Source organism: Streptococcus pseudopneumoniae, assembly GCF_001076775.1.
Classification (GTDB): domain Bacteria; phylum Bacillota; class Bacilli; order Lactobacillales; family Streptococcaceae; genus Streptococcus; species Streptococcus pseudopneumoniae_G.
The window spans coordinates 1-20,641 of the sequence record NZ_JVGV01000033.1; the positions used below are offsets into that span (position 1 = coordinate 1).

Annotated in this window: 20 protein-coding genes, 2 pseudogenes and 1 CRISPR repeat array; of the genes and pseudogenes, 17 read left to right on the plus strand and 5 right to left on the minus strand. The window is 41.6% G+C overall.

Annotated features, from left to right (window positions below):
• The first annotated feature begins 23 nt into the window (after positions 1–23).
• Positions 24–1,372, plus strand: a protein-coding gene (locus ADJ60_RS11295) for an IS3 family transposase (protein ID WP_152907437.1) whose coding sequence is annotated in 2 segments (ribosomal slippage) — positions 24–465 and positions 465–1,372 — 1,350 coding nt in all. Because the reading frame shifts where the segments join, the coding sequence is not laid out codon by codon here.
• A 70-nt stretch (positions 1,373–1,442) separates the two neighbouring features.
• On the opposite strand, the gene thrS is transcribed toward ADJ60_RS11295, so the two are convergent.
• The 3 genes and pseudogenes from thrS to ADJ60_RS11590 form a co-directional block, all read right to left on the minus strand.
• Entirely contained in the window at positions 1,443–3,386 is a 1,944-nt protein-coding gene (gene thrS, locus ADJ60_RS09545; protein WP_049544751.1) for a threonine--tRNA ligase, read from the minus strand.
• A gap of 40 nt (positions 3,387–3,426) precedes the next feature.
• Positions 3,427–3,635: pseudogene (locus ADJ60_RS11920) on the minus strand (hypothetical protein).
• Positions 3,636–3,708: 73 nt separating this feature from the next.
• A complete protein-coding gene (locus ADJ60_RS11590; protein ID WP_033684881.1) occupies positions 3,709–4,083 on the minus strand; it encodes a hypothetical protein in 375 nt (124 codons plus the stop codon).
• Between the two features lie 205 nt (positions 4,084–4,288).
• On the opposite strand from ADJ60_RS11590, the gene rpsO reads away from it, so the two are divergent.
• The 6 genes and pseudogenes from rpsO (at position 4,289) to ADJ60_RS09580 (ending at position 9,739) form a co-directional block, all read left to right on the plus strand.
• On the plus strand, positions 4,289–4,558 hold the full coding sequence (rpsO, locus tag ADJ60_RS09555) for a 30S ribosomal protein S15 (protein ID WP_001018251.1): 270 nt from the start codon (positions 4,289–4,291) through the stop codon (positions 4,556–4,558).
• A gap of 221 nt (positions 4,559–4,779) precedes the next feature.
• A CRISPR array of direct repeats spans positions 4,780–5,074; the repeat unit is 35 nt; unit sequence GTTTTATCGGTCACAATTTTGGAGACTACAAAAAC.
• A 299-nt stretch (positions 5,075–5,373) separates the two neighbouring features.
• Positions 5,374–5,999, plus strand: a pseudogene (locus ADJ60_RS09560) (CadD family cadmium resistance transporter).
• 233 nt (positions 6,000–6,232) lie between these two features.
• A complete protein-coding gene (locus ADJ60_RS09565) occupies positions 6,233–7,279 on the plus strand; it encodes a FecCD family ABC transporter permease (protein WP_049544752.1) in 1,047 nt (348 codons plus the stop codon).
• 1 nt (position 7,280) lies between these two features.
• A complete protein-coding gene (locus ADJ60_RS09570) occupies positions 7,281–8,036 on the plus strand; it encodes an ABC transporter ATP-binding protein (RefSeq protein ID WP_049544753.1) in 756 nt (251 codons plus the stop codon).
• A gap of 19 nt (positions 8,037–8,055) precedes the next feature.
• On the plus strand, positions 8,056–9,066 hold the full coding sequence (locus tag ADJ60_RS09575; RefSeq protein WP_049544754.1) for an ABC transporter substrate-binding protein: 1,011 nt from the start codon (positions 8,056–8,058) through the stop codon (positions 9,064–9,066).
• On the plus strand, positions 9,047–9,739 hold the full coding sequence (locus ADJ60_RS09580; protein WP_049544755.1) for an alpha/beta hydrolase-fold protein: 693 nt from the start codon (positions 9,047–9,049) through the stop codon (positions 9,737–9,739). The genes ADJ60_RS09575 and ADJ60_RS09580 overlap by 20 nt, the downstream gene beginning before the upstream one ends.
• Before the next feature lie 42 nt (positions 9,740–9,781).
• On the opposite strand, the gene ADJ60_RS09585 is transcribed toward ADJ60_RS09580, so the two are convergent.
• The gene (locus ADJ60_RS09585) at positions 9,782–10,531 is read right to left on the minus strand and encodes a lysophospholipid acyltransferase family protein (protein ID WP_049544756.1); all 750 of its coding nucleotides are present in this window, start codon (positions 10,529–10,531) and stop codon (positions 9,782–9,784) included.
• 132 nt (positions 10,532–10,663) lie between these two features.
• On the opposite strand from ADJ60_RS09585, the gene ADJ60_RS09590 reads away from it, so the two are divergent.
• The 6 genes from ADJ60_RS09590 (at position 10,664) to ADJ60_RS09615 (ending at position 17,969) form a co-directional block, all read left to right on the plus strand.
• Positions 10,664–13,000 carry a cation-translocating P-type ATPase gene (locus ADJ60_RS09590; RefSeq protein ID WP_049544767.1) on the plus strand — a complete coding sequence of 779 codons (2,337 nt, stop codon included), beginning with the start codon at positions 10,664–10,666 and terminating at the stop codon, positions 12,998–13,000.
• Positions 13,001–13,101: 101 nt separating this feature from the next.
• The gene (locus tag ADJ60_RS09595) at positions 13,102–13,779 is read left to right on the plus strand and encodes a tRNA (adenine(22)-N(1))-methyltransferase (RefSeq protein WP_049544757.1); all 678 of its coding nucleotides are present in this window, start codon (positions 13,102–13,104) and stop codon (positions 13,777–13,779) included.
• Positions 13,766–14,563: a Nif3-like dinuclear metal center hexameric protein gene (locus tag ADJ60_RS09600; RefSeq protein WP_049544758.1), complete on the plus strand. Its 798-nt coding sequence runs from the start codon at positions 13,766–13,768 to the stop codon at positions 14,561–14,563. Before ADJ60_RS09595 ends, ADJ60_RS09600 begins: the two co-directional genes overlap by 14 nt.
• A 16-nt stretch (positions 14,564–14,579) precedes the next feature.
• Positions 14,580–15,683: an NAD(P)/FAD-dependent oxidoreductase gene (locus ADJ60_RS09605; RefSeq protein ID WP_049544759.1), complete on the plus strand. Its 1,104-nt coding sequence runs from the start codon at positions 14,580–14,582 to the stop codon at positions 15,681–15,683.
• A gap of 299 nt (positions 15,684–15,982) precedes the next feature.
• Positions 15,983–17,002, plus strand: a complete 1,020-nt coding sequence (gene galE / locus ADJ60_RS09610; RefSeq protein ID WP_049544760.1) for a UDP-glucose 4-epimerase GalE — start codon at positions 15,983–15,985, stop codon at positions 17,000–17,002.
• Position 17,003: 1 nt separating this feature from the next.
• Positions 17,004–17,969, plus strand: coding sequence for a glycosyltransferase family 2 protein (locus ADJ60_RS09615; RefSeq protein WP_049544768.1), 966 nt, complete (start codon positions 17,004–17,006; stop codon positions 17,967–17,969).
• A 57-nt stretch (positions 17,970–18,026) separates the two neighbouring features.
• Here the strand turns inward: ADJ60_RS09615 and ADJ60_RS11310 are convergent, their stop codons facing one another.
• The gene (locus tag ADJ60_RS11310) at positions 18,027–18,224 is read right to left on the minus strand and encodes a ferredoxin (RefSeq protein ID WP_161683526.1); all 198 of its coding nucleotides are present in this window, start codon (positions 18,222–18,224) and stop codon (positions 18,027–18,029) included.
• A 45-nt stretch (positions 18,225–18,269) separates the two neighbouring features.
• Here ADJ60_RS11310 and ADJ60_RS09620 point away from each other — a divergent pair, with 45 nt between their 5' ends.
• The 4 genes from ADJ60_RS09620 to ADJ60_RS09635 all read left to right on the plus strand — a co-directional run bounded on the left by ADJ60_RS09620 (position 18,270) and on the right by ADJ60_RS09635 (position 20,542).
• Entirely contained in the window at positions 18,270–18,761 is a 492-nt protein-coding gene (locus ADJ60_RS09620; RefSeq protein ID WP_023946238.1) for an SAG1386/EF1546 family surface-associated protein, read from the plus strand.
• A 9-nt stretch (positions 18,762–18,770) separates the two neighbouring features.
• The gene (gene cmk / locus ADJ60_RS09625; protein WP_000849387.1) at positions 18,771–19,442 is read left to right on the plus strand and encodes a (d)CMP kinase; all 672 of its coding nucleotides are present in this window, start codon (positions 18,771–18,773) and stop codon (positions 19,440–19,442) included.
• 129 nt (positions 19,443–19,571) lie between these two features.
• Entirely contained in the window at positions 19,572–19,910 is a 339-nt protein-coding gene (locus ADJ60_RS09630) for a zinc ribbon domain-containing protein YjdM (RefSeq protein ID WP_001061596.1), read from the plus strand.
• Between the two features lie 2 nt (positions 19,911–19,912).
• Positions 19,913–20,542 (plus strand): Pr6Pr family membrane protein, encoded by a 630-nt coding sequence (locus ADJ60_RS09635; RefSeq protein WP_000033942.1) that lies wholly within the window; start codon positions 19,913–19,915, stop codon positions 20,540–20,542.
• Positions 20,543–20,641 lie beyond the last annotated feature (99 nt).

Here is a 20,641-nt window from a genome sequence, read left to right on the forward strand (position 1 = left end):
CTAACTTTTGGGGTGTTTTTATTATGAAATTAACTTATGATGATAAAGTTCAGATCTATGAACTTAGAAAACAAGGATATAGCTTAGAGAAGCTTTCAAATAAATTTGGGATAAACAATTCTAATATTAGGTACATGATTAAATTGATTGATCGTTATGGAATAGAGTTCGTCAAAAAAGAAAAAAATCGTTACTATTCTCCTGAATTAAAACAAGAAATGATTGATAAAGTCCTACATGAAAACTGGTCTCAAGATAGAGTTTCTCTCGAATATGCTCTCCCAAATCGTGGTATGCTTCCAAATTGGATGGCACAATACAAGAAAAACGGGTATACTATTGTTGAGAAAACAAGAGGGAGAGTACCTAAAATGGGACGTAAACCAAAGAAGAAACCCGAAGAGATGACAGAGTTAGAACGACTTCAAGCAGAAAACGAGTATCTGAGAGCGGAGAATGCTGTCCTAAAAAAGTTGAGAGAACTCCGCTTGAAGGAGGAAAAAGAGAAAGAAGAAAGACAGAAATTGTTCAAGAATTAATCACTGATTTTTCGTTAGATATTCTTCTAAAAACCATTAAACTCGCTCGTTCGACCTACTACTATCATTTGAAACAGCTAGACAAACCAGATAAGGATCAAAAGCTTAAAGCTGAAATTCAAGCTATTTTTACCGAACAAAAAGGAAATTACGGCTATCGTCGAATCCATTTAGAATTAAGAAATCGTGGTTATGTGGTCAATCATAAAAGAGTTCAACGCTTGATGAAAGTGCTCAATTTACAAGCTAGAATCCGCAAGAAACGCAAGTATTCTTCTCATAAAGGAGATGTTGGCAAGAAAGCAGACAACCTTATTCAACGCCAATTTGAAGCAGCTAAACCAATGGAAAAGTGTTATACGGACGTGACAGAATTTGCCATTCCAGCAAGCGCTCAAAAGCTTTACTTATCACCAGTTTTAGATGGCTTTAATAGCGAAATTATCGCCTATAATCTTTCAACTTCACCCAACTTAGAACAAGTAAAAACAATGTTGGAACAAGCATTCACAGAGAAGCGCTACGAGAATACGATTCTCCATAGTGACCAAGGCTGGCAATATCAACACGATTCTTATCATCAGTTTCTAGAGGGTAAGGGAATTCAAGCATCCATGTCACGTAAAGGTAACAGCCCAGACAACGGCATGATGGAATCTTTCTTTGGTATTCTGAAATCGGAGATGTTTTATGGTTATGAGAAGTCATTTGAGTCGCTCAACCAATTGGAACAAGCCATTGTAGACTATATTGATTACTACAACAATAAACGAATTAAGGTAAAACTAAAAGGACTCAGTCCTGTGCAATACAGAACTAAATCCTTCGGATAAATTAATTGTCTAACTTTTTGGGGTCAGTACAAAATAGTTGTTGCTTTTTAGGTAGCTAGGATTTTATCTCTTATTTCTCAACGCGTGATTTGTTGGCGATATCAGCTAGGATAGCTTGAACAAAGTCATTAACTGAGACAGTTTGTGTTTCTTTTTGGCCATAGCGACGAACGTTAACAGTTCCGTCTTCCATTTCCTTGTCCCCAACGATCAATTGGTAAGGAATCTTGCTTGTTTGTGACGCACGGATCTTGAACTGCATTTTTTCATTGCGCTCATCTACATCTGCACGGACACCACGGTCACGGAGTTTTTTAGCTACTTCCCATGCGTAGTCCACGTGTTTTTCGTTAGATACTGGGATGAGAGTTACTTGGTGAGGTGCTAGCCATGTTGGGAAGGCACCCTTGTAGTTCTCAATCAAGATAGCTGTGAAGCGTTCCATAGTTGAGATAACTCCACGGTGGATCATAACTGGACGGTGCTCTTCACCATCAGCTCCGATATATTTAAGGTCGAAGCGTTCTGGAAGCAAGAAGTCAAGTTGGATAGTAGAAAGAGTTTCTTCTTTTCCAAGAGCGGTCTTAACTTGAATATCCAATTTTGGTCCGTAGAAGGCTGCTTCACCTTCGGCTTCAAAGTAGTCCACGCCCATTTCATCAAGGGCTGCACGAAGCATGGTTTGAGCATTTTCCCACATCTCATCGTTATCAAAGTACTTGTGAGTATCTTGAGGGTCACGAAGAGAGAGGCGGAAGCGGTATTCAGTCAAGTTGAAATCTTCATAAACATCGATAATCAACTGAAGGGCACGCTGGAATTCTTCTTGGATTTGTTCTGGAGTAACGAAAAGGTGACCGTCGTTAAGAGACATTTCACGTACACGTTGAAGACCAGTAAGGGCACCTGATTTTTCATAACGGTGCATCATACCGATTTCAGCGATACGGATTGGCAATTCACGGTAAGAGTGAACATGGTGTTTGAAGACTTGGATGTGGTGCGGACAGTTCATTGGACGAAGGACAAATTCTTCCCCGTCCCCCATGTCCATAGTTGGGAACATGTCTTCTTGGTAATGATCCCAGTGACCAGAAGTCTTGTAAAGTTCAACAGAAGCAAGTGGTGGAGTGTAAACGTGTTGGTAGCCTGAAGCCAACTCCTTGTCAACGATATAGCGTTCCAACTCACGACGAATAGTCGCACCATTTGGCAACCAGAATGGAAGTCCTTGACCAACCTCTTGAGAAATCATGAAGAGATCAAGCTCTTTACCAAGTTTACGGTGGTCACGTTCCTTAGCTTCTTCACGCATTTGGAGGTAGTTTTTCAAGTCTTTCTTGTCGAACCAAGCTGTACCGTAGATACGTTGCATCATAGCGTTGTCGCTATTTCCACGCCAGTAAGCACCTGCTACATGGAGAAGGTGGAAGATTTGGATGCGGCCTGTTGAAGGGACGTGTGGGCCACGGCAAAGGTCTACATACTCACCTTGACGATAGATAGTCAAACCACCTTCGTCTTCTGAGTGTTCTTCAATCAATTCCAACTTGTAAGGGTCGTTCTTGAAGATTTCACGTGCCTCGTCTTTAGTCACTTCTTCACGAATTGATGGGAAGTTTTCTTTGACGATTTTTTGCATTTCTTCTTCGATACGAGGAAGGTCTTCGTTAGAGATTTGACCAGCTGTGTTGTCAGTATCGTAGTAGAAACCATCTTCGATGGCTGGACCAACTCCCAAGTGAATGTCTGGGAAAAGACGACGAGCTGCTTGGGCGAACAAGTGAGCAGCTGAGTGACGCAAGATTGGAAGGGCATCTTCGTGATCAGGTGTCACAATTTCGATGCTTCCATCTTCAGTGATAGCACGAGTAGTGTCGATGAGTTTGCCGTTGAATTTACCAGCCAAGGCTTTTTTAGCTAGGGAATTGCTGATAGATTGGGCAATTTCAAAAGTAGTAACGCCAGATTCGAATTCACGAACAGCGCCATCTGGGAAAGTAATGTTAATCATGATGTTCTCCTTACTTATATTATTGACGAATGTGTTAACCCTATTCTGAAAACAGGGATAGAGAATTGTGAAAGCTAGAAAAACAAAAAGCGACATCCTCAAAAGGACGTCGCAACGTGGTTCCACCTTCATTTATGTTCCTCAAAAAAGAGGGACACCTCTGATTGGCTCTAACGTGGCCACCGTTTTATGTTTTCATAAAAAACTCAAGAGTAGTATCAGTTTAGGCTCTCTATGCGTTTCCAGCAACCACGCACTCTCTAGTAGAAAGGGACTAAGTGACTTGTCTCTATGGATTATTATAGCATGATTGTGAGATTTTTCAAGGATTTTGTGAAAGTTTTTTGTTTTTCATTTTTTGTAGAATATGCTTGATGCCAATACCGGAAGCCATGCCCACCAGAGCAAAGATTTCATAGGCTAAAAAGTAAAACCAGATAAATTCACCAAAGGTTATGATAGTAAAGCAAAAGAGCAGTCCGTTACCAATTAACCACCAAAGTGAGAAACGGAAACGGTAGCTATAGAGTAGCGATATAATCAAGATTACCAGAGGTGTAAAGAAGAGAAGATTGTTTATATAGAGTCCCTTGAGTGTAAGGGGGTCAGAAACAACTAGCAAGAACAACTCATAAAGTGGCCAATAAAAGAAGGATATGACCAGATAGTAGGGGAGATGGAAATAGAATCTACGCATGATAATCACCTCGTTTTAAAAAAACAGATAACTTAAATCTCTTGCTATGATTATTATAGCATGTTTAAAACAAGAAAGTAAATCTGTTGACAAAGAAGTTAGTTATTGGTAGAATAGGGATTGTCGTAAAGACAAATAACTTCTTCTTGGTTACAGGCATGCCAACCTGTCACTCGGATGAAGCCAAATAAAAAGGAGAAACATCATGGCAATCTCAAAAGAGAAAAAAAATGAAATCATCGCACAATATGCACGTCACGAAGGTGATACAGGTTCAGTAGAGGTTCAAGTTGCTGTCCTTACTTGGGAAATCAACCACCTTAACGAACACATCAAACAACACAAAAAAGACCACGCTACTTACCGTGGATTGATGAAAAAAATCGGTCGCCGTCGTAACTTGCTTGCATACTTGCGTAAAAACGACGTTAACCGTTACCGTGAGTTGATCAACTCTCTAGGACTTCGTCGCTAATTCAAGATACAAAGGCCGTCAAAAGCACAAAGCAAAAATAGGAAAATTGACGAAGAAACTTCAGTTTCTAGGAGATTTTATCTTTTTTGCCAAGTGCTTAGGCCGTGTTCAATTGAGCATATCTTGATAATGAAGCTACTCTAAATTGGGTAGCTTTTTTGTATGGATTTTATCTCAATCTCAAACTAGCTCTCTGATTTTCAGAGGGCTCTTTTATTGAGGTTTTATCGGTCACAATTTTGGAGACTACAAAAACCTATGTATTCATGTTAATTCTGCGTCTAGAGTTTTATCGGTCACAATTTTGGAGACTACAAAAACTGAAATATGGGGAAATATGCTGGTTATAAAGTTTTATCGGTCACAATTTTGGAGACTACAAAAACGCACCGTTCCATTTCAAGAGCAACTAATTTGTTTTATCGGTCACAATTTTGGAGACTACAAAAACCTCGATAAAGATTGCCCACAAAGGGTGTTTGTTTTATCGGTCACAATTTTGGAGACTACAAAAACCTCAAATGGTATCAGCTAATTACACCATAAAGGTGCGTAGCTACTCGGCTTGAAAAGCCGAGTAGCTGTCTGCAATCCCCCTCGGAGAGCCCACACTTTACGAAGTAAAGTATAGTATGTTATACTTTACATGGAAGTAGTCACCGAATTCCAGTTAGAAATTACTTTGTAACTACGTTTTGAGGAGGAGTAAAATGCTTTCCTATGTTCGACATTACCCACTAGCGATAGCTAAATTAATGTGTCTGTGCTCTCCTAAAATCTGCTGATTTATTACTGACTAATACAGGAGGTTTTTTATGGGACAGACAATCATATCTGCTATTGGTGTTTATATTTCCACCAGTATCGATTATTTAATTATTTTATTTTATTTATTTTATTTGCACAGCTATCACAGAATAAACAAAAATGGCATATTTATGCGGGGCAATATCTAGGCACAGGCTTACTTGTAGGGGCGAGTTTAGTTGCTGCTTATGTCGTTAATTTTGTGCCTGAAGAATGGATGGTTGGATTGCTTGGTTTAATCCCTATCTATTTAGGGATTTGCTTTGCAATTGTTGGAGAAGGTGAGGAAGAAGAGGAAGAAGAGGAAGAAATTATTGAAAGATTAGAACAAAGCAAGGCAAATCAACTGTTTTGGACAGTTACATTGCTAACAATTGCGTCTGGCGGAGATAATTTAGGTATCTATATACCTTATTTTGCTTCGTTAGATTGGTCACAGACCCTCGTGGCGTTGCTTGTGTTTGTAATCGGCATAATTATCTTATGCGAGATTAGTCGGGTGTTATCCTCTATTCCGTTAATATTCGAGACAATTGAAAAATACGAGCGAATCATTGTGCCCTTAGTATTCATTCTACTTGGACTATACATCATGTATGAGAATGGCACGATAGAGACTTTTCTGATCGTGTAGATTTTTTTGTTTCACTAGGATTTTATCCTAATCTCAAATTAGCTCTCTGACTTCAGAGGGCTTTTTGCGTTGGCACCTTACCTCGATATACTCAAGTATAATCTTCGGTTACGATTATTAGCACTGTAAGACTAACTATATTTATTTTTCTCATCTTGTTCCATTGTTGAAAATATGGTATACTTTTCATGAGAATTTTCTAAATTTTTAAGATTCTATCAAAGGAGGTTTGCATGCTTTCCAAATTTTCTGGAAGCCGACAAGACCAGCAATTTGTGCTACTTTTAGTTGTTTTGCTAGGTATTTTAGGGATTTCTCTCTTTCTAGCAGTTTCAATGGGATCTGTTGCGATTGATCTAGGAGATACCTATCGGATTATTTTGAGCAGGCTGGGATTTCCTCTTGAGATAGGAGAGGTTTCCAAGTCTACTCTTGCCATTGTATGGAACATGAGATTCCCTCGAGTATTGTTAGGTCTGATAGTAGGAGCAGGCCTTTCTATGTGTGGTAGTGTGATGCAGTCCACGGTAAACAATCCCATCGCTGAGCCCTATGTCTTAGGCATCTCTGCGGGTGCAACTCTAGGAGCAACCTTGAGCATCATTCTTGGTTTAAAAGTGATGATTAGCCTTGGAGCTTTTCTTGGGGCTATTTTGGCAACAATTGCTGTCCTCATCATTGCCTCTATGCAGGGAAGGATGACGACTTCTAGTCTGATCTTATCAGGAACGGTGGTCAACGCTCTCTTTCTGGCTTTTTCAAACTTTATTATCTCAGTCGGCGCTAATGCGGACAGTGTGATGACCATTAAGTTTTGGACCATGGGCTCGCTCGCTGGGACTTCCTGGGCAGACTTGGTCCTGCCAACTATAGTAGTAGGAATAGCCTTTCTATTTTTCTCTACTCAGTATCGTGTTTTCAATGCGATGATGATGGGAGATGAGGCTGCTTTAACTTTGGGGATTCCCTTACGCTTTTATTGGTATCTTTATGTGACCATGGTGGCTGTGCTGACAGCAGTCTTAGTGGCAACCTGTGGGATTATTGGATTTGTCGGTCTGATTACTCCACATTTAGCTCGAGGATTAGTAGGAACGAATTACAAGAGGCTTTTTCCTGTTGCAACCTTGCTAGGTGCCCTCTTTGTCATCTGGGCAGATGTACTCTCTCGCATCATCATTCCAAACGCAGAGCTTCCTATTGGTATTTTCACAGCCTTGGTAGGTGCTCCCTTCTTTATCTACATTGTTGGAGGTAGGCGAAGGGAGGTGAGGGTCTGATATGGATTTGATTTGTCAGGATATCCATTTTGGACTAGGAGAGAAAAAAATCCTCAAAGGAGTCTCTCTTAAGGTTGAGGGGCATCAATTTCACACGATACTAGGACCAAATGGAAGTGGAAAAACCAGTCTACTTAAACTCCTCTATCGTCAGGAAAAGGTGGACAAAGGCTTGATAAGCCTAGATGGAAAGCCTCTGGAACAATGGACACTCAAAGAAACAGCCAAGCAAATGGCAGTTGTAACTCAGTTTAACCAGCTGCAGTTTGATTGTACAGTTGAAGAAATCGTCTTGCTGGGAAGAACTCCTCACCTCTCTTTTTTACAGAAGGAAAGGGAAAGGGATTATGCCCTCGTTCAAGATGCCCTCGTTAAGGTGGATATGCTCGAGAAGAAAACTCGTCTCTATTCGTCTCTGTCAGGGGGAGAGAAACAGCGAGTTTTGTTAGCCCGAGCCTTGGCGCAAGAACCGACTCTCTTGCTCCTGGACGAACCAACCAATCACCTGGATATCAGGTATCAGCTAGACTTATTGGCCATTGTGAAGAATCTCAAGGTCAATGTTCTAGCTGTCCTACATGATATTCAACTTGCTTGTCGCTATTCGGATTATCTCTATCTGATGAAAGAGGGAGAAATCCTTTACCAAGGGACTCCAAAGGAGACCATCACCCCTGAGTCATTGCAAACTGTATACGGAGTTCAAAGTCAGGTGACTTGGACCGAGGATCAGCAAGCTATGATTCACTATTTATAAGAATGAAAAGGAAAACAAGATGAAAAAAACACTCAGTATTTTACTGGTAACAGTAGCTACCCTAACCATGGCAGCTTGTGGCAACACTACTACAGAAAAAGCTACGACACAATCAAGCGCAGAAACAAGTCAAAAGGCCAGTACAGAGACGACTTATCCGCTAACGGTCAAAACCTATGATGCAAAAGGAACTGAAGTTGAACAAGTTTTTGACAAGGCACCTGAAAAAGTGATCACCAACAATCTTTCAACTACTGAAATCTTATTGGAGTTGGGGTTGAAGGATAAACTTGCTGGCATGCTCAACCCTGACAATGCTGTAACAGATAAATATAAGGACGCGATTGCGACGATTCCTCAAATTGGAGATAAAAAAACAGTCTCACAAGAAACAGTTCTTTCTTATGAGCCAGACGCTGTGATGGGGCGAAACATGATGTTTTCTGAAAAATCCTTGGGGACAGTTAGCACTTGGAATGAAAATAAAATCCCAGTTTATACGCAAAAAGCTTCTCTCTCAACGATTCAGCAAGATTTGGGGAATATCGTAGAAGATGTCAAAAATCTTGGAATGATTTTTAATGTTCAGAACAAGGCCAATGAATACGCAGCCCAATTACAAACTAAAATTGACGCTGTTAAGAAAGCAAATCCAGCAAGCCAAGGTGAAAAGAAAAAGGCTTTGATTATGGTTGCTTATAATGATCAAACCTTCGGTGCCTACAAGTCTGCTTTACAAGAAAGTTTGCTGAACCAACTTGGTTATACAAATGTTGCAACGGGAACATCAGGCTTGACCTTGGAAAATCTCGTGTCAATGGATCCTGAATTGATTATCTATGTAACCAGCGATCGCAATAAAAAATTGGATGAAAAAGCAGTAGAGTTGATGAAGGCAAATGCTGTTTTGGAAGGTGTTCCTGCTATTAAGAATCAAAAAATCATGACTATATCTTACGATGAGTTGATGGATTACGGTCCAGCAGTGATTGATTCCCTTGAGAAAATCAATGACTTTATCAATAAATAATGAGTTTGATTGGGAAGGAATCCAAGTCAAGGTCAGTCTTCCTTCGACCTATGATTCCAATCAAATCTATCCAGCGATTCTCTTGAATGATGGAAACTTGGACTTCCTATCGTCCCTTTCAGAATCTGTGATTTTAGTGGGCTTGACCTCTAAAAATCGCCTAGATGACTACACTCCTTGGAAAGCAGCTGCTCTGAGAGATGGGGCTCCAGATTTTGGCGGTCAGGCAAATGCCTATCATGAACATTTATTTGGAGGTTTTTTAGATAAGTTGCAGTCGCTTTATCGTCTGGACGAAACTCGCCTTGCTTATGGAGGTTATTCACTAGGTGGTTTGGTGGCAGTCTACAGTCTTTTCAGCTTTGACAAGGTTTCCTGTGTCTTTTCGATCTGCGGTTCCTTTTGGTATCCTGATTTTGTGACTTACTGCAAGGATGAGAATGTGAAAAATTTGGATTGTTTGCTGTATTTACAGAATGGTCAAACAGAAGGAGCACACCATATTAATCGCTTGGCTCAAGCACCAGCCTATGCTGAACAGATCCATACCGATCTTCAAAAACGCTATCCGAAAGGTCAGTTTGTCTTTGATCCTTATGGGCACCATGAACAAGTGGCTGAGCGATTTCTAACCTTTTCTAGCTGGTTGGCCCAAAAATGGAAAATCAAATAAAAGAATTATCCCTTGGCTTTTGCCAAGGGATTGTTGTATTTTTTAACCAAGAGCCTCTCTCTTCTTATCTGGATTCCAGACGAAGCTTGCGATAAAGCTAAAGATGATGGTTAAGATAGCAAGGATAATGGCAAGGATGAGGGCAGGGATGCGGATAAACCACCAGAGTGGGTTCGGTTTTTTATCGTTGTGCCATTGTTTAGTTTCTTGGTCCAGACGTTGGAATTCTGTTTGGATACGGTCTGCAACCATTTCGATGCCTTCATCATTCATTTTTTTGATATCTGAGATATCTATTGGATTTCCAAAGTTCATATCAACACGCTCACGGCTAACCAAGCCTTTTAAAGTCATGGGACCTGTATAGGTAACAGGCATGATACGAACCTTGGCCATCTTGGCAATCAGAGCTACGCCTCCCTTGACATCGTTTGAGTGACGGCTCCCACTTGGAAACATGATGAGAGAGCGGTCACTTTTTTTGAGAACATTGATAGGATATTTGATGGCTGAGGCGCTAGGATTTTCACGGTCGATAGGAAAGGCACCACACATACGAATCCACCAACCAAAGATACGGTTGTTAAAGAGTTCTTTTTTTGCCATAAAGATAAATTGTTTTGGCTTGGTCGCAAAGGCCATGTAAACAGGATCCCACCAGGTACGGTGAGGCGCAACTAAAATATAATTTTCATCTTGATTAGGAATTTTATCAGTATTATGATAGTGGGCATTGCCATTGATGGACCATAAGAGCAAGACAACCAATCCACGTAAATAAGTATAAAACATACGATCTCCTTCGATTATTTTCTTGTTATTATTATACCTTATCAAAGGAGGGCTGGCAAACTTTTCCCTTGACTAGGTCCATATTTGGGATGAGATTAGAATTCTTTTAGAAAAAATGATATGATAGAATTTATGGATAAAAATAAGATTATGGGATTAACCCAAAGAGAAGTCAAGGAAAGACAGGCTAAGGGCTTGGTCAATGATTTTACTGCTTCGACCAGTACCAGCACTTGGCAAATCATCAAACGAAATGTCTTTACTCTTTTTAACGCTTTGAACTTTGTCATTGCTTTGGCCCTTGCCTTTGTGCAGGCTTGGAGCAATCTGGTCTTCTTTGCTGTTATCTGCTTTAACGCCTTTTCTGGTATTGTGACCGAGCTGCGGGCTAAACACATGGTAGATAAGCTCAATCTCATGACCAAGGAAAAGGTCAAAACCATTCGTGATGGACAGGAAGTTGCCCTCAATCCTGAAGAATTGGTGCTAGGAGACGTCATTCGTTTGTCTGCTGGGGAGCAGATTCCCAGTGATGCCTTGGTTCTGGAAGGATTTGCGGAAGTCAATGAAGCCATGTTGACGGGGGAAAGTGATTTGGTGCAAAAGGAAGTTGACGCCTTGCTTTTGTCAGGAAGTTTCTTAGCCAGTGGGTCAGTTTTGGCTCAAGTTCACCATGTCGGGGCTGACAACTATGCTGCCAAACTCATGCTGGAAGCCAAGACAGTGAAACCCATCAACTCCCGTATCATGAAATCGTTGGACAGGTTAGCTGGTTTTACTGGGAAGATTATCATTCCCTTTGGTCTGGCTCTCTTGCTAGAAGCCTTACTTTTAAAAGGCCTGCCTCTCAAGTCATCCGTTGTAAATTCGTCGACAGCCCTTTTGGGAATGTTGCCCAAGGGAATTGCCCTTTTGACCATTACTTCTCTCTTGACTGCAGTGATCAAACTGGGCTTGAAAAAGGTCTTGGTGCAGGAGATGTATTCTGTTGAGACCTTGGCGCGCGTGGATATGCTCTGTCTGGACAAGACGGGCACCATCACCCAAGGAAAGATGCAGGTGGAGGCTGTTATTCCGCTGACGGAAACTTATGGTGATGAGGCTATTGCCAGCATTTTGACTAGTTATATGGCCTATAGTGAGGATAAGAATCCAACAGCCCAAGCTATTCGCCAACGTTTCCAAGGTCAGGTAGCCTACCCTATGATCTCTAATCTTCCTTTCTCAAGCGACCGCAAGTGGGGAGCCATGGAGTTAGAAGGTTTGGGAACAGTTTTCTTAGGGGCGCCTGAGATGTTGCTGGATTCTGAGGTCCCAGAAGCCAGAGAGGCCTTGGAGAGAGGGTCACGTGTCTTGGTCTTGGCTCTCAGTCAGGAGAAATTAGACCATCACAAACCACAAAAACCATCTGATATTCAGGCTCTAGCCTTGCTGGAAATCTTGGACCCGATTCGAGAGGGAGCAGCAGAGACGCTGGACTATCTCCGTTCTCAGGAAGTGGGCCTCAAGATTATCTCTGGTGATAATCCAGTCACTGTTTCAAGTATTGCCCAAAAAGCAGGTTTTGTAGACTATCAGAGCTATGTAGATTGCTCAAAAATCACGGATGAGGAATTGATTGCTATGGCTGAGGAGACAGCTATTTTCGGACGTGTTTCCCCTCATCAAAAGAAACTCATTATCCAAACACTGAAAAAAGCGGGGCATACAACAGCTATGACAGGGGACGGTGTTAATGATATCTTGGCTCTTCGTGAGGCGGATTGCTCTATCGTAATGGCGGAAGGAGACCCGGCAACACGTCAGATTGCCAATCTGGTTCTCTTGAACTCAGACTTTAATGATGTTCCTGAGATTCTCTTTGAAGGTCGTCGTGTGGTCAATAACATTGCCCACATCGCCCCGATTTTCTTGATAAAGACCATCTATTCTTTCCTATTAGCGGTCATCTGTATTGCCAGTGCTTTACTAGGTCGAACTGAGTGGATTTTGATTTTTCCCTTCATTCCAATCCAGATTACTATGATTGACCAGTTCGTGGAAGGTTTCCCACCATTCGTTCTGACTTTTGAGCGAAATATCAAACCTGTCGAGCCAAACTTCCTCAGAAGATCTATGCTTCGTGCCCTACCAAGTGCTCTCATGGTCGTCTTCAGCGTCCTGTTTGTGAAAATATTCGGAAGTAGCCAAGGTTGGTCTGAGTTAGAAATCTCAACTCTACTCTATTATCTCTTGGGGTCAATTGGTTTCTTATCCGTATTTAGAGCCTGCATGCCATTTACCCTATGGCGTGTCCTCTTGATTGTTTGGTCAGTAGGAGGCTTCCTAGCCACAGCTCTCTTCCCAAGAATTCAAAAACTGCTTGAAATTTCAACCTTAACAGGACAAACATTACCTGTTTATGGTGTCATGATGTTGGTCTTTACCGTGATTTTCATCCTGACTAGTCGCTATCAAGCCAGAAAATAAAGAAAGGCTGCAATCTGTGGATTGCGGTCTTTTTAGGTACAAGATTGCCAGCTGAAATGTGGTATAATAAGAGGTAATAGAGTTTTGGAAAGTGAGAGAAGATGATTTCAAAGAGATTAGAATTGGTGGCTTCCTTTGTGCCACAGGGAGCCATTTTACTAGATGTGGGAAGTGACCATGCTTATCTGCCTATCGAGTTGGTCGAAAGAGGACAAATCAAAAGTGCTATTGCGGGTGAGGTGGTGGAAGGTCCCTATCAGTCTGCGGTCAAAAATGTTGAGGCTAACGGCCTAAAGGAGAAAATCCAGGTTCGTTTAGCAAATGGCTTGGCAGCCTTTGAAGAGGCAGACCAAGTGTCTGTCATTACCATTGCTGGTATGGGTGGTCGTTTGATTGCTAGGATTTTAGAAGAAGGCTTGGACAAGTTAGCTAATGTAGAACGATTGATCCTCCAGCCCAATAATCGTGAAGATGATTTGCGTATCTGGTTACAAGAGAACAGTTTTCAGATTGTAGCTGAAAGCATTCTAGAAGAAGCTGGTAAGTTTTACGAGATTTTGGTGGTGGAAGCTGGACAAATGAGGCTATCAGCCAGTGATGTTCGCTTTGGTCCCTTCTTGTCCAAAGAAATCAGCCCAGTCTTTGTCCAAAAATGGCAAAAAGAAGCAGCTAAGCTAGAATTTGCCCTTAACCAAATTCCAGAAAAAAATCTGGAGGAACGTCAAGTTCTTGTAGATAAAATTCAAGCCATCAAGGAGGTGCCCCATGTTAGCAAGTGAAGTGATTAACGCGTATGAAGCCTTTTGCCCTCAGGAATTTTCAATGGAGGGAGACAGTCGTGGTCTGCAAATTGGCACTTTAGACAAGGATATCCAAAGGGTCATGGTAGCTCTGGATATTCGTGAAGAAACGGTGGCTGAAGCCATTGAAAAGGGTGTGGACTTGATTATTGTCAAGCACGCGCCGATTTTCCGTCCCATCAAGGATTTGGTAGCTAGCCGTCCGCAAAATCAGATTTACATTGATCTCATCAAGCATGACATTGCAGTTTATGTCAGCCATACCAATATTGACATCGTTGAAAATGGCCTTAATGACTGGTTCTGTCAGATGCTAGGTATCGAGGAAACGACTTATCTGCAGGAAACAGGCCCTGAACGTGGGATTGGACGTATTGGAAATATTCAGCCTCAGACCTTTGGAGAATTAGCCCAACATGTCAAGAAAGTCTTTGGTTTAGATAGTCTTCGATTGGTGCATTATCAAGAGACTGATATACAGAAGCCTATTTCAAGAGTGGCCATCTGTGGTGGGAGCGGGCAGTCTTTCTATAAGGATGCTTTAGCTAAAGGAGCGGATGTCTATATCACTGGTGATATTTACTACCACACTGCTCAGGATATGCTGTCTGATGGTTTGCTAGCATTGGACCCAGGTCATTATATTGAAGTGCTTTTTGTGGAAAAAATTGCAGAGCTTCTTAATCAATGGAAAGGAGAAAAGGGCTGGACAATCGATATTGTACCTAGTCAAGCATCGACCAATCCTTTCCACCATATCTAGTTAGAAAGTGAAAACAATGAAAAAAGTTGCTATTATCGGAGCAGGAATTGTGGGAGCAACAGCAGCCTACTACCTCTCGAAAGAAAGTGACCTAGAAGTAACCGTCTTTGACCATGGACAAGGTCAGGCTACCAAGGCCGCAGCAGGAATTATCAGTCCTTGGTTTTCCAAACGCCGTAATAAGGCCTGGTACAAGATGGCGCGCTTGGGGGCTGATTTTTATGTGGACTTGTTGGCTGATTTAGAAAAGTCAGGGCAAGAAATCGACTTTTACCAACGTTCGGGAGTCTTTATCCTGAAAAAGGATGAAACTAAGTTGGAAGAACTCTATCAACTAGCCCTCCAGCGCAGAGAAGAATCTCCCTTGATAGGGCAATTAGCCATTCTGGACCCAGCATCAGCTAATGAATTATTCCCTGGCTTGCAGGGATTTGATCGCTTGCTCTATGCTTCTGGTGGAGCGAGAGTAGATGGTCAACTCTTAGTGACTCGTTTACTAGAAGCCAGTCAGGTCAAGCTGGTCAAAGAAAAAGTAATTCTGACACCTTTAGCATCAGGCTACCAGATTGGCGAAGAGGTGTTTGATCAAGTTATTTTGGCGACGGGAGCTTGGTTGGGACACCTGTTAGAGCCTTTAGGTTATGAAGTAGATGTTCGTCCCCAAAAGGGGCAACTCCGAGATTATCAACTTGCCCAAGACATGGAAGCTTACCCTGTTGTTATGCCAGAAGGGGAGTGGGATTTGATTCCTTTTGCAGGTGGGAAATTGTCCTTGGGTGCTACCCACGAAAATGACATGGGATTTGATTTGACGGTAGATAAAACCTTGCTCAAACAAATGGAGGAGGCAGCCTTGCCTCACTATCCTGCTTTATCGGAAGCAACTTCCAGAAGTGAACGAGTGGGAATCCGTGCCTATACCAGCGATTTCTCTCCTTTCTTTGGGCAGGTGCCAGAATTAGCAGGTATCTATGCTGCTAGTGGACTTGGTTCATCAGGCCTCACAACTGGTCCTATCATTGGTTACCACCTAGCCCAACTGATCCAAGACAAGGAGTTGACCTTGGACCCTCTAAACTACCCAATTGAAAACTATGTCAAACAAGTAAAAAGCGAATAATACTCAATGAAAATCAAAGAACAAACTAGGAAACTAGCCGCGGGCTGATTAAAGCACTGCTTTGAGGTTGTGGATAGAACTGACGAAGTCAGCTCAAAACACTGTTTTGAGGTTGTGGATCGAACTGACGAAGTCAGTAATCATACCCACGGCAAGGCGACGTTGACGTGGTTTGAAGAGATTTTCGAAAAGTATAGGAATTTTACTTAAATTTTAGCCTCCCCTCTAGGATGGCAAATGACATTCCCTATCAAAAATGGTAAAATAAGAAAAAATAATCCGAGAATCGAGGAAAAAAGATGCAAGAAAAGATTTTGGTAACGGGTGGAGCAGGTTTTATTGGAACCCACACTGTTATTGAGTTAATCCAAGCAGGTCATCAGGTTGTTGTGGTGGATAACCTTGTGAATAGTAATAGAAAAAGTTTAGAAGTTGTTGAGAGAATTACAGGAGTTGAAGTGCCTTTCTATGAGGTAGATATTCGTGATACAGATACTCTTCGTGACATTTTCAAACAAGAAGAACCAACAGGGGTCATTCACTTTGCTGGCTTGAAGGCTGTCGGTGAATCTACCCGTATTCCTCTTGCCTACTATGACAACAATATCGCTGGAACTGTTAGTCTCTTGAAGGTCATGGAAGAAAACAACTGTAAAAACATCATTTTCAGTTCTTCTGCGACAGTTTACGGAGATCCTCATACAGTGCCAATCTTGGAAGATTTCCCACTTTCAGTGACCAATCCATATGGCCGCACTAAGCTTATGCTTGAGGAAATTTTGACAGATATCTACAAGGCAGACTCAGAATGGAATGTGGTTTTACTTCGTTATTTCAACCCAATCGGAGCCCATGAGAGTGGTGATTTAGGAGAAAATCCAAATGGTATTCCAAATAACCTTTTGCCATATGTGACTCAAGTAGCCGTTGGGAAATTAGAGCAAGTGCAAGTATTTGGAGACGATTACGATACGGAAGACGGAACTGGTGTTCGTGACTATATCCACGTTGTCGATTTGGCTAAAGGTCACGTCGCAGCTCTGAAAAAAATCCAAAAAGGTTCAGGCCTAAACGTTTATAACCTTGGAACAGGTAAAGGCTACTCAGTTCTTGAAATTATCCAAAATATGGAAAAAGCGGTGGGACGTCCAATTCCTTACCGCATCGTAGACCGTCGCCCAGGGGATATCGCAGCCTGCTATTCAGATCCTGCAAAAGCCAAAGCAGAACTGGGCTGGGAAGCAGAATTAGGCATCACCCAAATGTGTGAAGACGCATGGCGTTGGCAAAGCAAGCATCCAAATGGATTTGAAGACTAAGATGGTGATATCAATCATTGTCCCCTGTTTAAACGAAGAGGAAGTACTTCCTCTTTTTTATCAGGCTTTGGAAGCTTTACTTCCAGATTTGGAAACAGAAATCGAGTATGTCTTTGTCGACGATGGCTCAAGTGATGGGACTTTGGAACTCTTAAAGACCTATCGGGAGCAAAATCCGGCAGTTCATTATATTTCTTTCTCGCGAAATTTTGGCAAAGAAGCAGCCCTCTATGCAGGCTTGCAATATGCGACAGGGGATTTGGTGGTGGTGATGGATGCAGACCTCCAGGATCCTCCTGGTATGTTGCTTGAGATGAAAACCTTACTAGACCAGAATGCAGATTTAGACTGTGTAGGAACACGGAGAACTAGTCGGGAGGGAGAACCCTTCTTTCGCAGTTTTTGTGCTGATCTATTTTACGGCTTCATGAAAAAAATTAGTCCAGTAGCCCTGCCGTCAGGTGTCCGTGATTTTCGCATGATGAGAAGATCTGTAGTAGATTCCATTTTAAGCTTGACTGAGTCCAATCGTTTTTCAAAGGGGCTCTTTGCCTGGGTCGGCTTTAAAACTCACTATCTGGACTATCCAAATGTCGAAAGGCAGGCTGGCAAGACCAGTTGGAGTTTTAGGCAACTCTTTTTCTACTCTATTGAAGGGATTGTTAACTTTTCAGATTTTCCCTTGATTATAGCCTTTGTGGCAGGTCTCCTATCTTGTTTTATTTCTCTGCTTATGACCTTTTTTGTTGTGGTACGGACTCTCATTTTGGGCAATCCGACATCAGGTTGGACCTCTCTGATGGCTGTTATTCTCTTCCTTGGTGGGATTCAACTCTTGACCATTGGGATTCTCGGCAAGTATATAAGTAAGATTTATCTAGAGACTAAAAAAAGACCACTTTATCTCGTCAAAGAAAAAAGTGACCTTCCTGATTTTACAGAAAAAAATAAAGAGAAAAGACTATAATTTTGCATGGAAATATGCTAAACTAGAAGGAGTGGAACGTTCCTGTCGATATTAGAGTTAATCTTTAATCAAGGCACGTGTCGGACAGTTTCTAACAGCTTCTACGACGTCCTGACTAGGAGAGATTTCTTTTTCTAGTTGGTCAGGGTCATCGTAAAAACGCACGATTCCATTATCGTGGTAATCAAATAAATCAGAATAAGTTTGGCAAAGCCCACAGGCAATGCAACGTTCAGGTATAAGTGTGATTTTCATATTTATATTGTAATAAGAAAAGTAAAAAAAAACAAGGAGTAAGGTATGGCAAAAGAACCGTGGCAAGAAGATATTTATGAGAATCAAGAAGAAACAAGATCAGAACGTCGTAAGAGAGAACAAGGTGGAGGAGTGCTGGCTAATCGTATCTTGACTATTTTAGCAAGTATTTTCTTTGTGATTGTAGTTGTGATGATTATTGTTCTTATCTATCTTTCATCGGGTGGGAGTAATCGCACAGCAGCCTTGAAAGATTTTCACGATTCAGATACAAAAGTAGAGCAAGTTTCTTCTACTTCTAGTAGTAGTTCAGAGCAGGCATCTTCTAGTTCAGAGGAGAAGGTAGAAGAGTCATCTAGTAGCTCAGAACATCCAAATGATCCAGAAGGGACTACAAAAGTTATGGCTGGAGAAGGAGAAGCAGCCATTGCCGCTCGTGCAGGAATCTCGATTGCTCAGTTAGAGGCTTTGAATCCTGGGCATATGGCTACAGGATCTTGGTTTGCTAATCCTGGAGATGTGATTAAGACTAGATAGGAGTCATAAATGAAGACGATTCAAATTGCTATTGACGGTCCTGCTTCAAGTGGCAAGAGTACGGTCGCAAAGATTATTGCCAAGGATTTTGGATTCACCTACCTAGATACAGGTGCTATGTATCGTGCAGCGACCTACATGGCTCTCAGGAACCAATTAGGAGTTGAACAAGTTGAAGAACTTTTAGCCTTATTGGACCAGCATCCAATCAGTTTTGGACGCTCAGAAACTGGAGAACAACTTGTCTTTGTAGGAGATGTGGATATCACCCATCCTATTCGTGAAAATGAAGTGACCAATCATGTTTCAGCTATTGCAGCAATTCCTGAAGTACGAGAGAAACTAGTTTCTCTCCAACAAGAGATTGCCCAGCAAGGTGGGATTGTCATGGACGGTCGCGATATTGGGACTGTTGTATTGCCACAAGCAGAATTGAAAATTTTCCTAGTAGCTTCGGTAGATGAAAGAGCAGAGCGCCGTTACAAGGAAAATATTGCCAAGGGGATTGAAACAGACCTTGAAACCCTAAAAGAGGAAATTGCTGCGCGTGACTACAAGGATAGTCATCGTGAGACTTCGCCTCTCAAACAAGCAGAGGATGCTGTCTACCTTGATACAACTGGCTTGAACATTCAAGAAGTAGTTGAAAAAATCAAAGCAGAAGCTAAAAAAAGAATGTAGATGTAGAAAAGCCGATAGATTGATATCGGTTTTTTCTAAATTTGTCAAAATGCTGATTTTAAGGTATAATAGTTGCTGTTCGAGAAATTTTGATTTTCAAAGAATAGTGAATGATGATAAGGAGAAACCATGAACAACCTACCAAATTGCCCAAAATGTAACTCAGAGTATGTCTACGAAGACGGTGCCCTACTGGTTTGCCCAGAGTGTGCTTATGAGTGGAATCCTGCTGAAGTTGCAGATGTAGAAGAGGGTCTTGTTGCTATCGATGCCAACGGGAATAAATTGGCTGACGGTGATACAGTAACTCTCATCAAGGACTTAAAAGTAAAAGGTGCGCCAAAAGATTTGAAACAAGGGACGCGCGTGAAGAATATCCGCATCGTAGAAGGCGACCACAATATCGACTGTAAAATCGATGGCTTCGGTGCCATGAAACTCAAATCAGAGTTTGTGAAGAAAATTTAAGCATGTCAAAACACTATAAACTTGTATTTTATAGCCGTATCTTCTTGTTTCTAGCGGCTTTTACGGGAGTTTATCTTGAAATCGCCAAGCATGGTGGATTTGGGATGTTACTCTATTATACGGTTCTGTCCAACCTTTTAGTCGCGATTTTTACGCTCTATCTCCTAAAGGTTATGAGCCGTTTAGGTGAAAACTGGCAAAGACCAAGTCTCTTGCGCTTAAAAGGTGGGGTCACCATGAGTATCATGATTACCTGTGTGATTTACCATTTCCTTTTAGCGCCTATTGCGACTAATTTCTATACTCTAGAAAATTTCCTTTGCCACTATATCGTTCCCCTCTGGTTTTTAGCAGATACCCTCTTTTTTGACAAACAGGGTCAATACAAGATTTGGGACCCAATTGTGTGGACGATTTTACCCTTGCTGTATATGATTTTTGCTCTTTTTAATGGCTTGGTATTGAAACTTGATGTTCCTAATTCTAAGGTCAGTCCCTTCCCGTACTTCTTTTTGAATGTGAACAAGGGTTGGGATGTCGTGTTCAAGTGGTGTCTGATTATCTTTGTTGCTTATATGGTGGCAGGATTTATCTTCTACTTTATTAAGCAAATCAAGAGAAAATCATCCTAAGACACAAGGGATTCATTTTCGAGTTTAAGAAGGAGTCTGTACACTAAAGAGGCTTCTTCTTTTCTTGCTTGTTTGATGACTATCAAAAAAGTAGAAGAT